Source organism: Litoreibacter roseus, assembly GCF_009811795.1.
Taxonomy (GTDB): domain Bacteria; phylum Pseudomonadota; class Alphaproteobacteria; order Rhodobacterales; family Rhodobacteraceae; genus Litoreibacter; species Litoreibacter roseus.
In genome coordinates this window covers 977,373-993,824 of sequence record NZ_BLJE01000002.1, presented here as the reverse complement: position 1 = coordinate 993,824, position 16,452 = coordinate 977,373, and the positions used below count along the sequence as shown (strand labels likewise).

Here is a 16,452-nt window from a genome sequence, read left to right as displayed (position 1 = left end):
AGCTTGCCGAGATGATACAGCGCCAAATAAAAAAGGCCGCGCCAAGTATATAGCGCGGCCTTTTCTGGAATGTCTGAAGCAGCTTAGTTCTGCGCGTAGTATTCGATGACGAGGTTCGGTTCCATCATCACAGGGTAAGGCACATCGCCCAGACCCGGGGTCCGCGTGAATGTCGCGGTCATTTTGGAGTGGTCGACGTCAAGATAATCGGGCACGTCGCGCTCTGGCAGAGCGGCGGCTTCCATCACCAGCGCCATTTGCTTGGACCGGTCGCGCACTTCGATCAGGTCGCCTTCCTTGACGCGGTAAGATGGAATGTTGACCTTCTTGCCGTTCACCCTGACGTGGCCGTGGTTCACAAACTGGCGGGCCGCAAAAACGGTCGGCACGAATTTCGCACGGTAAACAACTGCATCCAGGCGACGCTCGAGCAAGCCGATCAGATTTTCACCTGTGTCACCCTTGACCCGCTCGGCTTCTTTATAGATGCGGCGGAACTGCTTCTCGGTCAGGTCGCCGTAGTAGCCCTTCAGCTTCTGCTTGGCGCGCAGCTGCAGACCGAAGTCACTGAGCTTGCCTTTGCGGCGCTGACCGTGTTGGCCGGGGCCATACTCACGGCGATTTACGGGGGATTTGGGGCGGCCCCAAATGTTTTCGCCCATGCGGCGATCAATTTTGTATTTGGCAGACGTGCGTTTGGTCACGGCTGGTCTCCTTCGTCAGAACACCGCGATATCGCGGCTATGAAGGGCGTTGTCCTTTGGATCTCTCCCGACAGGCATCCCCTTGCGGGGGCCACCAACACCAATGAAGCCGCGCTTATACAGCGCCAGATGTCAGAGTCAACGCGCCGATTGCAGAAGAATTGCGGCCTCCGCCCGATCCAAATTGCGGCGCGCGAACGGACCATAGGAGTGGGGATCGATCTCAAGATCAGGGTAAAGTGCCAGCAGCACATCCCGGTCATTTGGCATCACGCTCATAAGCGAGGTATTTGCCGGGTGAAAGCTTTCCGCCTCAACGCCATTGGCCCACAGGATCTCGTGATTTTCGAACAAGAGGTGATAATATGTTATCTCCGATGCGGCGTGATCAACGAATACGGTTCGGTCGTTGATCAGATCCCGAGCCGCCACCAAAACCTCTGATTGATTGAAAAGCGCCTGTGCCCAGTCGCCGGACAACAGGACGCGATGTTGGGGTGAAACCAAAAGGTCCGTTTCAAGCCCGCCCAACCCAAAGGCCTGTGCCCGGATACATACGGGGCGTTCGTCCCTGAATGCCGCCAGCCGCGCATCGGGCATGGGCCTCTTGCCGACCCAAAGCAGCTTTTTGGGACCATTGTCCTTCGTCTGAATGAGATCACCAGGCTCAAGATGCTCGATCAATTGTTCACCGCCGAGCGTTTTGATCCGCGTGCCTTGAACAAAACAAATTACATCGCCTTCATCCGCGGGTTGCAGGGTCGCTTGATCGGCACTGTGAATAACGGTGTAGATGCAGCCGGGCCGGGGCAGCCCTGCAGCACACCATAGCAGCGTCTCGCCACGCGAGACGACCTCTACCATCCTGTACCGATCGACGCCGTCAGACAGAATGAATCCACCCATTCCATCTTCGAACTCGGATGGCGGCTTTGTATCAAAAGGAATACCAGACGCCTGCGCCCGTCGCGCGATCGCGTTGGAGATCCGCTCTTTCAGGCGGATTTCTTCGACGGAATTGCTCAGAACCAATGTAGATTGCGGCCCGTCAAGCCGCGTCGGTTCGCCCTGCCAAGACCACACCTGTCCTGCCCGTGGCACAACACAGTTCGTGTTGATCGCCCCGTCGATGGAGGTTTGTCTAGAGGTCAGGACATACGTGCCATTCAAGCCCGCGCCCATGTTTTGCCTACTCGATTTTTTCTTTTTATTATGTCACAGATTAATCTAACGCAGTGTAATCTGGCAAGTGTTTTAGGTCTTGTCCGGCGCACCCCACCCGCCTCCGCCGGGCGTCAGCATTTCGAAAGCGTCCCCTGATTTAAGCGCGGCCTCATCATTGCCTTTTAGCTGCTCTTCGGTTCCATCGGACCTGAGAACCCTATTTACGCCCACCGCCCCCGGGCCACCGCCGTCGCCGCCAAAAGCTTGTGTCACGCGGTGACAGGACAAGGTTGTGACTGTGACATCATCAAGAAACCTGAGAACCCGGTGGACCCCTTCGCCCCCTTGCCATTTACCTGATCCGCCGGACCCTTTGCGCAGTGCAAATTTTTCCAGCCTGACCGGAAAACGGTTTTCCAGGACCTCGGGGTCGGTCATCAACGTGTTCGTCATATGAACCTGTATACCGCTTGCCCCATGAAATCCCGGCCCCGCACCGGTACCACCGGCGATGGTTTCATAGTTCTGGAATGTCTCGTTGCCCCAAACAAAATTGTTCATGGTACCTTGGCTGCCTGCGATCACACCCAACGCGCCAAACAGACAATCGCAGATTGACTGGCTGACCTCCGTATTTCCCGAAATCACCGCAGCAGGGTAGCGCGGGTTTATCATGGTGCCTTCTGGCGCGACTATGTTCAGCGGCGCAAGGCAGCCTTCATTCAGTGGAATATCGGCGCCGACCAAAGTCCGGAAGACGTAAAGCACCACAGCGTTACATACAGCCCGTGGCGCGTTGTAGTTGTTGGCGCCCTGTGGAGAGGTCCCGGTGAAGTCGATCGTCGCACTGCCTTCATCACGATCAACGGAAATCGCAACCTTGATCACCTGCCCCTCATCAAGCGGGTAAGTGTACTGGCCGTCGCTCAATTTGCCGATCACCCGTCGCACGGACGCCTCAGCATTCGCCTGAACGTGCCCCATATAGGCCAGCACGGTGTCTATTCCGAAATTGTCGATCATCCGGTGAACTTCACGGATGCCTGTGGCATTCGCCGCCACCTGGGCCTCAAGGTCACGCATGTTCTCGTCGATGTTGCGACAGGGGTACGGGCCAGAGCTCAAAAGGTCGCGCGCAGCTTTCGTACGTAGCACACCCTGATCAACCAGCTTGAAGTTGTCGATGACAACACCTTCTTCTTCGATATGCGTGCTGTCCGGCGGCGCAGAGCCTGGGGTCCGTCCGCCGATGTCCGCATGGTGGCCGCGGGAGCCGACATAAAACAGAATGTCCCCACCATCCCCATCGAAAACGGGCGTGATCACTGTCACATCCGGCAAGTGCGTACCGCCGTTGAAAGGCGCGTTCAGCATAAATGCATCGCCCTGCGTCATCGTCCCCGCGTTCAAGCGTGCGACCGTCCGAACCGCGTCGGACATCGACCCCAAATGAACCGGGACATGGGGCGCGTTTGCGACGAGGCCGCCATCAGCATCGAAAAGCGCGCAAGAGAAATCGAGACGCTCCTTGATGTTTACAGAGTAGGCGGTGTTTGCAAGGGTCGACCCCATCTGCTCGGCAATCGACATGAAGAGATTATTGAAGACCTCGAGCATGATCGGATCGGCTTCGGTGCCAATGGCCGTCTCGCGAGCCAACGGAACCACCCGCCCCAGGATCAGGTTGCCGGACGGATCAAGAGACGCCGCCCAACCCGGCTCAATAACATTGGTCCCCGTGGCCTCGGTGACGATGGCAGGCCCTTTGATTTGCTGGTCCGGCACAAGATCCGTCCGGTCATAGAGCCGGACGTCACCCGCGCCGTAAAGCGGGACTACGGCAATCGGTTTTGCCGCCTTGCCGGCGCCAGCCGGGGTGTCATGCAATCTATCGCCCGCGCCGATCGCCTCCACGCTTAACATTTCGATCTGCACATCCGCCTCCGGCGAAACAAATCCGAACCGCGCCTTATGCGCTTCCTCAAACGCCAGCGTCATGTTTTCGCTGCTGTCAAAGGGCACGGCGATGCTTTGGTGGGACCCGCTGTAGCGCAGATGGGCGCGTTTCAGAACGTCCGCATTATCCTTCGCAACGCCCTGCTTCAGAACCTCGGACAGCGCCTCGTTCGCCATCTCGTCGAGACGACGTGCAGCGCGATGAACCTCGGTGACCGGCGTGTCGAACTGCATTTCACGCAGTGCTCTGATATCGGCCAATCCCATCCCAAATGCGGACAGAACGCCCGCGAAAGGATGCAGAAACACAGAGGTCATACCCAGCGCATCCGCGACCAGACACGCATGCTGCCCCCCTGCCCCGCCGAAACAATTCAAGGTGTAGCGCGTCACATCATAGCCACGCTCGACACTGATTTTCTTGATGGCGCGGGCCATGTTCTGCACCGCGATCCGCAAGAACCCTTCCGCGGTCTCTTCCGGGCTAAGCGGCTCGGCACCGGTGGACTGCGCAATTTCATCGGCAAGGGCTCGAAATTTCGTGCGGACGACATCGAGATCAAGCGGTTGATCCGCGCGCGTGCCAAAGATCGATGGAAAATGCGATGGGTTCAGCTTGCCCAGCATGACATTGCAATCGGTCACCGTAAGCGGTCCGCCCTGCCTGTAGCAGGCAGGACCGGGATCAGCACCTGCACTTTCTGGTCCAACCTGATATCGACCGTCGCGGAATGACAGAATCGAGCCGCCACCCGCCGCGACTGTGTGGATACTCATCATCGGGGCACGCATTCGGACACCTGCAACTTCTGTTTCGAAGCTGCGCTCGTATTGGCCAGCATAGTGGCAGACGTCCGTTGATGTGCCCCCCATATCGAACCCGATCAAACGGTCAAACCCGGCGGCTTCGGCGGTTTTGACCATTCCCACCACACCACCCGCGGGTCCTGACAAGATAGCATCACGTCCTTGAAATAACCGCGCATCCGTCAATCCGCCTGAACTTTGCATGAAGAACAACCGCTCCGCGCCGCCCTGCCCTGCGTCCAGCGCGGTCGCTACTTTATCAACATAACGCCGCAGGATCGGAGACAGATAAGCGTCCACAACGGTCGTATCCCCACGTCCTACCAATTTAATCAGGCGCGATGTTTCATGGGACGTCGACACCTGCGTAAAACCGATATCGCGCGCAATCTCGGCAATGCGGACCTCGTGATCGGGATTGAGATATGCATGCATGAAGGCAATCGCGACAGACCGGATACCCTGATCAAAGGCGCCTTGTAGCACGTCTCGCGCGGCCCTTTCCTTAAGCGGTGTGATCTCTGAACCGCTGGTGTCGAGCCGCCCTGCGATTTCCGCAACCGACGAATACAAGAGCTCGGGCAGTTCGATATGCAGCGCAAACAGCTTGGGGCGGTTCTGATAACCAATTCGCAACAAATCCCCTAGCCCTTCGGTGATGAGAAGTAATGTAGGATCCCCTTTCCGCTCCAAAAGCGCGTTTGTTGCGACGGTGGTCCCCATTTTGACCGCGCTGATCTGCCCTGCGGGCAGTGGATCATCCGCTTTCAGACCAAGGAGACGGCGCACCCCTTCCACTGCGGCATCGTCATATTGCGCACTGTTTTCAGACAGCAGCTTCAGTGTCTGCATTTGACCGTCAGGCTTTTTCGCCACGATGTCGGTAAACGTGCCACCGCGATCCACCCAGAACTGCCACATCTACTGATCCTCTCTGGATGACGCGCTGACACTTTGTGGGGCGACAGACACGGATTTTATGATCGCATAACAAGACGCGCCAGGGGTCAGGTCCAGCGCCCGCGCGGAGCGCCTTGTGACGCGGGCCAAAAGCCTATCGGATCCGCTCGCCAAAGCGACGGCGACCCCGGGCCCCTCCCCCTCATGCACGGTTTCGACGGTGGCGGGCAGGATGTTCAGGGCGCTGAGCCCCACCGGACGCTCTCTTGCCAAAATCACATCGGTTGCAAGCACACGGACGCGAACCGCCGCGCCCTTTGGCATGGATAAGCGAGGCAACAACAGCGTACCGAGAGCCGTCGAAAGTTCCGACAGGCCGTCGCCTGCGTCAGGTTGCGCGACATGGGTGGTGATCATCGCCCCGGCCTCCCGCACACCAATATCTGGGACAGCAGCAGGATCGGACAGAAGTTCGCTCGCAAGACCCTGCCGGGTGACCCGGCCCTGTCGCAAAAGAACAAGATGATCGGCCAGTCTGGCGACCTCCGCCATTGCATGACTGACGTAGAAAATCGGCACGTCGCTTTCGCTGTGCAAACGGTCGAGGTAGGGCAGGATTGCATCACGGCGCCGGGCGTCCAAAGCAGAGAGCGGCTCGTCCATTAGCAAGAGCTGAGGCGCACAGAGCAGCGCGCGACCGATGGCAACCCGCTGTGCCTCACCACCGGACAACTTCACCGGGCGCCTCTCTAGCAATTGACCAAGATCAAGAAGGTCAACCACTGGACCAAGATCCCGCCCGTCCGATACGAAGCGCTGACCGTAAAGAAGGTTTTCCTTTACGCTCAGATGCGGAAACAACCGGGCGTCTTGAAACACGTATCCAATGCGTCTCTGGTGGGGTGGAACGTATATGCCCCGCTCCGTATCCACGAGGACGCGGTCCTGAATGCTGATCCGGCCGTGATCTGGTTTCAGAAGGCCCGCAATCGCGTTGATGACAGATGTCTTGCCCGAGCCGGAGGGTCCAAACAATGCAATCAGGCCATCATCGGCCTCGACAGAAACGTCCAGTGCAAAATCTGGGAAACGGTGCTTGATCTCAGCCTTGATCACGGAGCCACCCGTCGCTGTGTCACACGGCGCGCCATCAATTCCGATAGAAGCAAAGCAGCCACAGCAATGACGATGGCGATGATCGTGAGGCGGATGGCAGACGCCTCAGCGCCGGGCACCTGCAAAAATGCGTAGATGGCAGATGGCACGGTTTGCGTCTCTCCGGGGATCGCGGCCACGAAGGTGATCGTCGCCCCAAACTCCCCCATCGCCTTCGCAAATCCCAGAACCGTGCCGGCTAGAATCGCCGGGACACACATCGGCAGCGTCACCGTCGTGAAGACCCGCCAGCGTGAGGCACCAAGAGTGATTGCCGCCTCTTCCAGCTTTGGATCGACGCTTTCAATTCCAAGGCGAATTGCGCGAACAATCAACGGAAACGCCATGACAGCTGCGGCCAGAACCGCCCCCGTCCAGCGAAAGGCAAAGACGATCCCGAACTGCGCCAAAATCGCGCCAACCGCGCCTTGTGTTCCGAAGGTCAAAAGCAGCAGATAACCTGTTACGACCGGCGGTAGGATAAGGGGCAGATGAACGACGGCATTCAAGAGTTGTTTGCCGCGGAAGTCCCCCCGCGACAGCAGGTGCGCCACCCAGATCGCCAGAGGCAGGCTTACGAGCACGGCCCAGAACGCAACCTGCAAAGAAAGACTTACTGCCGCCCATTCCTGATCCCCGAGGCCAAACACCTAGGCGACCTCGAACCCGTGCTGGCGAAAGATGTCCAACGCAGACTGACTGCGGAGCGCATCGTAGGCCGTCCGTCCTGCATCCGTAAGGCGGGCAAGTTGGTAGCGGATGGCGGGATGGCTCGCGGGATCGAACCGCGCGATTACGTCGACCCGCTCCTCGGCCAGCGCATCCGTGTGATAGACTATGGCGCGAGGCAACTCACCCCGAGCAACCAGCGCCATCGCGGCACGGACATTTTCCGTTTGAACCACCTGCGCCTCGAGTTTTTCCCATAGGCCCAAAGCCTGCAGCGCAGCCTTTCCGTACTGACCCGCAGGGACTGCATCGACATAGCCCATAGCGATCCGACCCTCAGATGGCATATTCTCCAAGCTGACCGGCGCAGCACCTTTGGGCCCAATGATCACCAAACTATTGGACAATAAATCGATGGTCGTTTCAGGTCGGGCAAATCCCGCCTTGGTCACTTCATCCATCCATTGGGGATGTGCAGAAACATAAAGGTCAGCCGGCGCGCCCAGCATGATCTGGCGGGCCAGAACGCCGCTGCCGCCGTAAGAAATCCGAACCGGCAGCGAAAGCCGCGCGGTCACATCATCGAGTGCGCCTTTCATACTGGCGGCGGCAAACACAAGCGCACCGTCTGCCCCGAACAGCGGTGTGGCGAGCGCAGCCCCGCCTAGGGCCAGAATATGCCGTCTCGAAAGGTTCATGCCGGACTATAGTGGCGGACCGCAAAGGGCGCGCAAGGGCAAAAGTCTGCTGGACAGTTCGCGCGGTCTGGATAACGTACACGCCATGACGGTCCTTACCAAATCCGATCTTGAAGCCGCCGCTGCGCTGGTACATCGCCATATGCACCCTACGCCGCAGTATACGTGGCCGTTGCTAAACGAGCGGGCAGGTACGCAGGTCTGGGTCAAACATGAAAATCACGGCCCCACCGGTGCTTTCAAAGTACGAGGCGGGATCACGTTTATTGACTGGTTAAAGCAGACGCATCCGGATGTACCGGGCATTTGCACAGCGACCCGTGGAAATCACGGGCAAAGCCAAGCGCGGGCTGCCACAGCCGTCGGTCTTCGGGCTTTGGTCTACGTGCCGAAGGGTAACTCGGTGGAAAAGAATGCCGCCATGAAAGCGTTTGGCGCAGAGCTGGTCGAGTTCGGCGATGACTTTGATACGTCGCGCGAAGAGGCGTTTCGTGTCGCCGAGGCCGAAGGGTTACAGGTTGTGCCGCCGTTCCACCCTGAACTTGTTCGCGGTGTGGCAACCTACGCCTATGAGTTGTTCAGCGCGAAACCCGATCTGGATACGGTCTACGTGCCCATCGGGTGTGGCTCAGGGATTTGCGGCACCATTCTGGCCCGTGATGCCCTGGGTTTAAAAACCAAGGTGGTTGGCGTGGTGTCCGAAAATGCCCAGACCGCAAAACTTTCCGTCGACGCGGGCCGCCTTGTGGAGACAGACAGCGCGACAACCTTCGCTGACGGCATGGCGGTCAGGGTCCCAGTCAAAGACGCTTTCGATATCTATTCGAAAGGCGCAGAGCGAATTGTTACCGTTTCAGACGACGAGATTGCCGAGGCCATTCGCGCCTATTACCACTGCACTCACAACCTTGCCGAAGGGGCCGGGGCAGCCCCGCTGGCTGCGCTGCTGCAGGAAAAGGATCAGATGGCTGGTAAAGATGTCGGCGTCATTCTGTGTGGTGGGAACATCGACACCGACTGGTTTCTGAAAGTAATGGCAGGCGAAACGCCCAAGCCGTAGCGCGGCTATTTCGCGAAAACTCTTCGCGCGGTGGTCTGTCCTGTTAAAACACTGACCCTCTGGCGAACAACGTCCCGGATTGCACCGTTTCTGGGTCTGTCCGCGAGTGTCGTGAACCAGTGTGCAGACGGATTCTTTCCCCTCCGATTGCCATCGAAGGTCAATGCGCGAAGCACTTGTTCCGCCTCGGGGGGTAGATGCGTTGGGATCGTCTGGCCGCTCAAGATGCCCCAAACACCAGTCCAAAGGCGCCCGACGGACCATGGATTGTATCCGCCGCCGCCCAGAACCAGATAGCGTGGCGCCATACCCATCAACGCCCTCACAATGGACCAGTGTGCTTGGTTGGACAGGCTTAAATGGGATTGCGGATCCTCTTCAACGGCGTCGGCGCCGCATTGAAGCACTATCGCATCGGGCTTGAACCGATCGACTTGCGGCAAGATAAGAGCATCGCGGATGTAGGCCATTTCGTCGTCGTTCAGTCCTTGCGGCACCGGAAGGTTTATCGCAGATCCACCAGCACGATCTTCAAGCGCCCCCGTCCGCGGCCATAGACCATCTTCGTGGACTGAAATCATGAGGCAATCCGGGTCCCCATGAAACCCACGCGCAACGCCATCCGGATGATGTGCGTCGATATCCACATACGCGATCCGGGTGACTCCATTGCGACGCAGGGACAGCATCGCGAGGACGGGATCATTGAGATAGCAGAACCCGCCTGCGTGACCGGGCATACCGTGATGCGTTCCACCAGCGGGGTTATAAATCACTCCGCCATCCCGCAACAGCTCACCCGCCAGAAGCGATCCACCAGCAGCCGTCGCAGGGCGGCGGTACATTTCGGGGAACACCGGATTGGCTGGCGTGCCGATATGAAACGTCTCGCGATCCGGTTGGCTCACCGATCGCGTGGCTTCGGCCTTTTGAAGGGCCGCGATATATTCGGGCGTGTGCCAGACATGCAGCGCCGCAGGCTTTGCACGGGGCGAATTCAGGTAGACATCCTGCGGAAGCCATCCCAAAGCCCGGGACAGATCCATGACCGTAGAGACCCGCGGAACGCGCAGCGGATGCCAGGGACCATACGTAGACGTCCTGTAAATTTCTGATCCAATGAAGCGGGCAGACTGCATAACTTGGTTCGATATAGGGCGCGAGAAAGCCACACCAAGCTTGCTCGGTCTTCAATCATTTGTTGGAAAACTTGACCTTAGCCTATATTTTAACCGTATATAAAGGTCCAAAAACAAAAGTAAGATTGATCAGTTGGAGCAGAGAGTGTCTTTGATCAGGCTTAAGCAGCCGCCTTTGCGCATGGATAATTTTCAGAAACGCGGACTGCGCACGCAGTTTGGCGCGTTGTGTTATCGCGTGCATAATTCAGAGACACAGGTTCTTCTGGTGACAAGCCGCGCTTCGGGCCGCTGGATCATCCCGAAGGGTTGGCCGATGCCGGGTGAGACCCCTGCCGCCGCAGCATTGACAGAGGCGCATGAGGAAGGCGGCGTCGACGGCAAATCCTTTGATGTCTGCATCGGTTTGTATTCCTACACCAAGATTATGGAGAGCGAAGATGACCTGCCCTGCGTCGTTTCTGTCTTTCCTGTCCGTGTGAAAAGGCTGCTTTCGACCTATCCGGAAGAAAAGCAGCGCAAGCGCAAATGGTTCAGTCTCAAAAAGGCGGCCGCGCGGGTGCGGGAGCCGGAGTTGAAGAAGATCCTAAAAAATTTCGACCCGACTTATCTGGGTCTCTGACCTGACGTCCACCGGCTTGCAATGGGGCGGGATATACCTATTTCTGCGCAATTGCCGATTGTCCAAGAGAATGCCGTATGATCCGCTATGCATTGACCTGCGCTGACGGTCACAGCTTCGAAAGCTGGTTTCAGTCTGCCGCCGCATTTGATCGCCTTCTGTCCGGCGGAATGGTCGAATGCGCTGTGTGCAGCAACACCGATGTGCGCAAGTCGATCATGGCACCTCGGATCTCGACCTCTGCTCCAACAGCTCAAAAAAAGCCAGAGCAAACTGAGCGGCCTTTGTCGCAACCAAGCTCTCCTGCTGAACAGGCGTTGCGTGACTTGCGACAGAAGATCACCGAGACGGCTGAGGACGTGGGCAAGAATTTCGCCAAGGAAGCGCGCGAAATGCACCTTGGCGAAAAGCCGGAACGCGCCATCTATGGAGAAGCAAAGCCAGACGAAGCGCGCGCGCTTCTTGAAGATGGAATACCCGTGGTGCCGTTGCCCTTCGCCCCTGGCAGGAAAACCAACTGAGGAGAACTGAGATGCATGTCCTGATCACAGGTGCCACCCGCGGGATCGGGCGCGCGATGTTTGACGCCTACAAGCAGGAGGGTACCGACGTCACAGGAACCTACCGAGGCACCGAACCGGACGGCTCAGGCTGGTTGCAGTTGGACGTAAGTGATCCGACGTCTACCCGTGATTTATGTACGTCGCTGGACGGCAAGGCGGTTGATCTGTTGGTCTGCAATGCTGGTATCTATGACGACAAGCACGAAAACCTCGCAGACGGCTACCCTGCAGAAATGTGGGCGAGGATGTTTGCAACGAATGTCACCGGGGTGTTCCTGACGGTCCAAAATATGCTGCCTCAGTTGCAAATGTCAGAGCAGCCAAAAATCGCGATCATTTCCTCCCAAATGGCGTCTAGTGAACGCGCACCGGGCGGGTCCTACATCTACCGGTCTTCTAAGGCCGCCGCGCTTAATCTTGGACGAAACCTGGCCGCGGACCTGAAGGATCTTGGGATTGCTGTCGGGATCTATCACCCCGGCTGGGTGCAAACCGATATGGGGGGCAGCGCCGCGCAGATCACGCCAGAGGACTCCGCAGCAGGTTTGATCAAGCGGTTTCACGCCCTCAGTCTGGAAAGCACCGGCGTGTTTGAGACATGGGACGGCCACCAGCACCCATACTGACAACCCAGACTTGCCCTTTCTAGAGCACCCCCTTAGGAAGCAGACGGTTTCTTGAGGGGCGTCTTTGCCCCGTTTGGGGTGTTCGACATCATGCCACGACTTGTAATGAAATTCGGCGGAACGTCCGTCGCCAATCTTGACCGTATCCGTCGCGCAGCTAAGCGCGTGGGCGTCGAGGTGGCGAAGGGTTACGAAGTCATTGTAATCGTATCAGCGATGTCGGGCAAAACGAATGAACTGGTCGGCTGGGTCAACGAAACCTCGCCTATGTTTGATGCGCGGGAATACGATGCTGTCGTGTCTTCCGGGGAAAATGTAACTGCGGGCCTGATGGCCCTGACCTTACAGGAAATGGACGTGCCGGCGCGCAGTTGGCAAGGCTGGCAGGTACCTCTTAAAACGACGTCCGCCCACAGTTCCGCCCGGATCGAGGAGATCCCGACGGATAATCTCGACGCGAAGTTTGCGGAAGGCATGAAAGTTGCGGTCGTTGCTGGCTTTCAGGGCATCAGCCCCGAGGGCCGGATCACAACATTGGGTCGCGGTGGCTCAGATACCACGGCTGTCGCGTTCGCCGCGGCCTTCGACGCAGAGCGGTGCGATATCTACACGGATGTGGATGGGGTTTACACAACCGATCCACGCATCTCGGACAAAGCGCGCAAGCTGGACCGTATCGCTTTTGAAGAAATGCTGGAACTGGCATCTCTCGGGGCGAAGGTGCTGCAAACCCGATCGGTCGAACTGGCGATGCGGTATGGCGTGAAGCTGAGGGTTCTTTCGAGCTTCGAGGAAATGGATGACAATGCGGGCACACTGGTTTGTGCCGAGGAGGATATCGTGGAAAGCAATGTAGTCGCAGGCGTCGCCTATAGCCGTGATGAAGCAAAAATGACATTGATCTCGGTAGCCGACCGTCCGGGTATTGCCGCAGCAATCTTCGGTCCACTCAGCGAAGCCGGTGTGAATGTCGATATGATCGTGCAGAACATCTCTGAGGATGGGCGAACCGATATGACCTTCTCGTGCCCCACCGATCAGGTGACCCGGGCACAAAAAGCGATGGAAGACGCCAAGACATCCGGCGAGATCAATTATCACGAACTGGTTGCGGATACAGATGTTGCCAAGGTGTCCGTCGTCGGCATCGGAATGCGCAGCCACGCTGGTGTCGCTGCTCAAATGTTCAACGCTTTGAAAAACGAAGGCGTGAACATAAAGGTGATCACGACCTCCGAGATCAAAATCTCTGTGCTGATTGATCGAAAATACATGGAACTGGCGGTCCAAGCACTTCATGATGCATTTGGTCTGGAAAAAGCAGCCTAGGCATCGTCAAGGGGGCGACCATTGCCTGAAAGAAAAGAGAGCGAAAGTCGCAAGCTGCTTGGCCGTTTGCGAGACACACTGGCCGAGGATCGTGCCGGTCAGGAGCGGTTGAATAACATCACGCACTTGATCGCGGATTCCATGCAGGCGGATGTTTGCTCGATTTATCTGTTCCGCGACGCCGAAACGCTTGAGTTATGTGCGACGGAAGGTCTGAAACCGGAAGCGGTTCACCAGACGCGTATGCGCGTGGGCGAGGGTCTGGTCGGTCGTGTCGCGCGCACAACGACCCCTGTGAACACGCCGGACGCCCCTTCGGCGCAGGGGTTCCGGTACATGCCGGAAACGGGGGAGGAGATCTTCAGCTCGTTCTTGGGCGTCGCCATTCAACGGCTCGGCGAAACACTGGGCGTTCTGGTGGTTCAATCCAAGGACTCTCGCAAATACACAGACGACGAGGTTTACGCGCTGGAAGTCGTCGCAATGGTCTTGGCAGAAATGACTGAGCTTGGTGCGTTTCTGGGTGAAGGCGCAGCCATGGGCGCGCGCCATACCCAGCAGGAGCTTTTCCGCGGCGGGAGCGCGCAGGAAGGTGCGGCCGAAGGTCATGTCTATCTGCATGAACCCCGCGTCGTTGTCACAAACCCCATCGCCGACGATCCACATGCCGAACTTACCCGGCTTCATGATGCGATCGGCACCCTCAGGGGGTCGGTAGATGAGATGCTCAACAGCATGGGCAAAAGCTCCGACAAGGAGCAGCGGAAGGTCTTGGAGGCCTACCGGATGTTTGCCAACTCCCGCTCATGGCTGCGCCGGATGGAAGAAGACATCAGCCTCGGCCTGTCTGCGGAAGCCGCCGTTGAAAAAGAACAATCCGCCACCCGTGCCCGAATGGAACAGGTACCTGACCCATATTTGCGCGAGCGGCTTTATGATCTCGATGATCTGTCGAACCGGTTGCTGCGCCTGCTGACCGGTCAAGGCTCCGACACCGGTGCGGAAATGCCAGACCGCCCCATCCTGGTAGCCCGCAATATCGGCCCCGGAGAGCTCTTGGAATACGGCAAACGCTTGCGCGGGATCGTGTTGGAAGAAGGGTCTGTCGGCTCCCATGCAGCTATCGTGGCACGGGCTTGGGCCATTCCGCTGGTGATCAACGCCAAACGGATTTTGACCGAGGCTTTGAATGGCGACCACATTCTGGTCGACGGCGATCAGGGTGTGGTGCATCTGAGGCCAGAGGACGCCGTCGCCACCGCATTCCGCGACAAGATCGCGATGCAAACGCAGGCCCAGCAGCGCTACGCCTCAATACGCGACAAGCCCGCCGAAACCCGGTGTGGCTCTGTCCTCTCGCTCCATATGAATGCTGGTCTGATGGCAGACCTGCCCTCTCTTGAGGGATCCGGTGCGGAGGGTGTAGGCCTTTTTAGAACCGAGCTGCAGTTTCTGACCCGTTCCCGCGTGCCGCGCAGATCAGAGCTTGCCTCCATCTATAAAAGCGTCATGGACGCCGCGCATGGCAAGCGAGTGGTCTTTCGCACTCTCGACATTGGCTCAGACAAGGTCCTTCCCTACATGAAGGCGACGGAGGAACCGAACCCCGCGCTCGGGTGGCGCGCCATCCGTGTGGGTCTCGACAAAAAGGGAGTGATGCGGATGCAGTTACAAGCGCTGATACGGGGGGCCGAGGGTCGTCCGCTCAGCGTCATGTTTCCGTTCGTCGCCCAATTCGATGAGTTTCGCGCAGCGCGTCAGCATCTTCTGGATGAGTTGGAGCGGGAGGATAAGCTGGGCCACGTTCTGCCCGAAAGTGTTGAAATCGGCGCCATGTTGGAAACGCCATCGCTTGCTTTTGCGCCGCGGCAGTTTTTTGAGATGGCGGATTTCATCTCCATTGGCGGAAACGACCTGAAGCAGTTTTTCTTCGCGGCGGACCGGGAAAATGAGCGCGTGCGCAAGCGTTACGACACCCTTAACGTCAGCTATCTCACGTTTCTGCAGCAGATCGTATCCCGCTGCGCAATGACAGAAACGCCTCTGTCGTTTTGTGGCGAGGATGCAGGCCGTCCGGTCGAAGCACTTTGTTTTGCGGCGATGGGTCTACGCAGCCTATCCATGCGGCCTGCCTCGATTGGACCAGTAAAAAGCCTGCTCAGGCGCTGTGATCTCGAAGAGGCAAAAACGGTCATAAAAACCGCATTCGAAAGCGGTGAACAATCCGTGAGACCTGCGGTAATCAATTGGCTGACGGGTAAGGCCTAACGCAGTCTTAGAACCTCGGCGCGGAATTCTTCGACCAGGCCAGCCCGGTCTTGACCCGTTTCCTCCGCCAAAGCACGCAAGCCGAACGAGACATGCGCCATCTCTTGGTAGTAGCTTGAATAGGTGTAGTTGATCGCAGCACCCGTCACCGCACCCAAGATCGGAACCGTCTGACTTGCGAGCTTTTGACCTAGAACCAGCGCCAGACGCGGGGCAACCTTTGACAGCAACGCCTGCATTGTGGCCCCAGTCACGGTCATGCGCAGGGTGAGAAAACTCAGATCCGTATCGTCGTCTTCTGACAGTGGCCCCGCCGCACCGAATACCTCAAGACAGTCGAGCCGGGTGTCTGCATGGCTGGGATCGAACCCATGCTGCTGCGCAATGCCCTGAATGCCGCGCAGGATAACAGTCGTTGTCACTGGGACCTCGGCGAGCGCTGTCCCCAAACCACCAAATCCGCCGACCGCACCGGTTCCCACCGTCATGGCGCGGGTCTGCCATGTGCCTGTGTCCGGCAAACGCCCCCGGGTTCGAGCGGCAGTATCAAAGCTAAGCTCAAGCGCGGACAGTGTCGCGCGATCCAGTGCAGCGCGCGCGCTTTTTGGAAGGCGGTCTAGAATACCATCGGTCTGACCGCCCAGAAGACCAAGTGCGCGCATGGCGGGTCCTCGTGCGGCCCGGTAGCGCTCCACAATCTCTCGCAATCGCGCACTATGCGTATGATCTGGCTCGACAACAGGGGGCAGAATAACTTGCGTCATAAGCAAAAGATGCGCCTGACCCGAGGGA

14 protein-coding genes are annotated in these 16,452 nt (G+C 58.0%); 6 read left to right on the top strand and 8 right to left on the bottom strand.

Going from position 1 to position 16,452, the window contains the following annotated elements:
- Positions 1 to 83: 83 nt before the first annotated feature.
- From rpsD to modA, 6 genes are all read right to left on the bottom strand, one after another.
- Positions 84 to 704, bottom strand: coding sequence for a 30S ribosomal protein S4 (gene rpsD, locus KIN_RS11910; RefSeq protein WP_159807160.1), 621 nt, complete (start codon positions 702 to 704; stop codon positions 84 to 86).
- Positions 705 to 842: 138 nt separating this feature from the next.
- Positions 843 to 1,886, bottom strand: coding sequence for a Hint domain-containing protein (locus tag KIN_RS11905; RefSeq protein WP_159807158.1), 1,044 nt, complete (start codon positions 1,884 to 1,886; stop codon positions 843 to 845).
- Positions 1,887 to 1,958: 72 nt separating this feature from the next.
- The gene (locus KIN_RS11900) at positions 1,959 to 5,552 is read right to left on the bottom strand and encodes a hydantoinase B/oxoprolinase family protein (RefSeq protein WP_159807156.1); all 3,594 of its coding nucleotides are present in this window, start codon (positions 5,550 to 5,552) and stop codon (positions 1,959 to 1,961) included.
- Positions 5,553 to 6,647 carry a molybdenum ABC transporter ATP-binding protein gene (gene modC, locus KIN_RS11895; RefSeq protein WP_159807154.1) on the bottom strand — a complete coding sequence of 365 codons (1,095 nt, stop codon included), beginning with the start codon at positions 6,645 to 6,647 and terminating at the stop codon, positions 5,553 to 5,555.
- Positions 6,644 to 7,336: a molybdate ABC transporter permease subunit gene (modB, locus tag KIN_RS11890; protein ID WP_159807152.1), complete on the bottom strand. Its 693-nt coding sequence runs from the start codon at positions 7,334 to 7,336 to the stop codon at positions 6,644 to 6,646. The genes modC and modB overlap by 4 nt, the downstream gene beginning before the upstream one ends.
- Positions 7,337 to 8,053: a molybdate ABC transporter substrate-binding protein gene (gene modA / locus KIN_RS11885; RefSeq protein WP_159807150.1), complete on the bottom strand. Its 717-nt coding sequence runs from the start codon at positions 8,051 to 8,053 to the stop codon at positions 7,337 to 7,339. It lies immediately after the preceding gene.
- On the opposite strand from modA, the gene KIN_RS11880 reads away from it, so the two are divergent.
- Positions 8,052 to 9,113 carry a threonine dehydratase gene (locus KIN_RS11880; protein ID WP_243144904.1) on the top strand — a complete coding sequence of 354 codons (1,062 nt, stop codon included), beginning with the start codon at positions 8,052 to 8,054 and terminating at the stop codon, positions 9,111 to 9,113. The genes modA and KIN_RS11880 overlap by 2 nt on opposite strands.
- A gap of 5 nt (positions 9,114 to 9,118) precedes the next feature.
- On the opposite strand, the gene KIN_RS11875 is transcribed toward KIN_RS11880, so the two are convergent.
- Positions 9,119 to 10,252 (bottom strand): acetoin utilization protein AcuC, encoded by a 1,134-nt coding sequence (locus KIN_RS11875; RefSeq protein ID WP_159807148.1) that lies wholly within the window; start codon positions 10,250 to 10,252, stop codon positions 9,119 to 9,121.
- Between the two features lie 181 nt (positions 10,253 to 10,433).
- Here KIN_RS11875 and KIN_RS11870 point away from each other — a divergent pair, with 181 nt between their 5' ends.
- The 5 genes from KIN_RS11870 (at position 10,434) to ptsP (ending at position 15,660) form a co-directional block, all read left to right on the top strand.
- On the top strand, positions 10,434 to 10,874 hold the full coding sequence (locus KIN_RS11870; RefSeq protein WP_159807146.1) for an NUDIX hydrolase: 441 nt from the start codon (positions 10,434 to 10,436) through the stop codon (positions 10,872 to 10,874).
- A 77-nt stretch (positions 10,875 to 10,951) separates the two neighbouring features.
- Positions 10,952 to 11,395 (top strand): DUF1178 family protein, encoded by a 444-nt coding sequence (locus KIN_RS11865; RefSeq protein WP_159807144.1) that lies wholly within the window; start codon positions 10,952 to 10,954, stop codon positions 11,393 to 11,395.
- Between the two features lie 11 nt (positions 11,396 to 11,406).
- Positions 11,407 to 12,063 (top strand): SDR family NAD(P)-dependent oxidoreductase, encoded by a 657-nt coding sequence (locus tag KIN_RS11860; RefSeq protein WP_159807142.1) that lies wholly within the window; start codon positions 11,407 to 11,409, stop codon positions 12,061 to 12,063.
- 90 nt (positions 12,064 to 12,153) lie between these two features.
- Entirely contained in the window at positions 12,154 to 13,392 is a 1,239-nt protein-coding gene (locus KIN_RS11855; RefSeq protein WP_159807140.1) for an aspartate kinase, read from the top strand.
- A 21-nt stretch (positions 13,393 to 13,413) separates the two neighbouring features.
- On the top strand, positions 13,414 to 15,660 hold the full coding sequence (gene ptsP / locus KIN_RS11850) for a phosphoenolpyruvate--protein phosphotransferase (RefSeq protein WP_159807138.1): 2,247 nt from the start codon (positions 13,414 to 13,416) through the stop codon (positions 15,658 to 15,660).
- Here ptsP and KIN_RS11845 read toward each other — a convergent pair.
- A complete protein-coding gene (locus KIN_RS11845; RefSeq protein ID WP_159807136.1) occupies positions 15,657 to 16,424 on the bottom strand; it encodes an EcsC family protein in 768 nt (255 codons plus the stop codon). The genes ptsP and KIN_RS11845 overlap by 4 nt on opposite strands.
- Positions 16,425 to 16,452 lie beyond the last annotated feature (28 nt).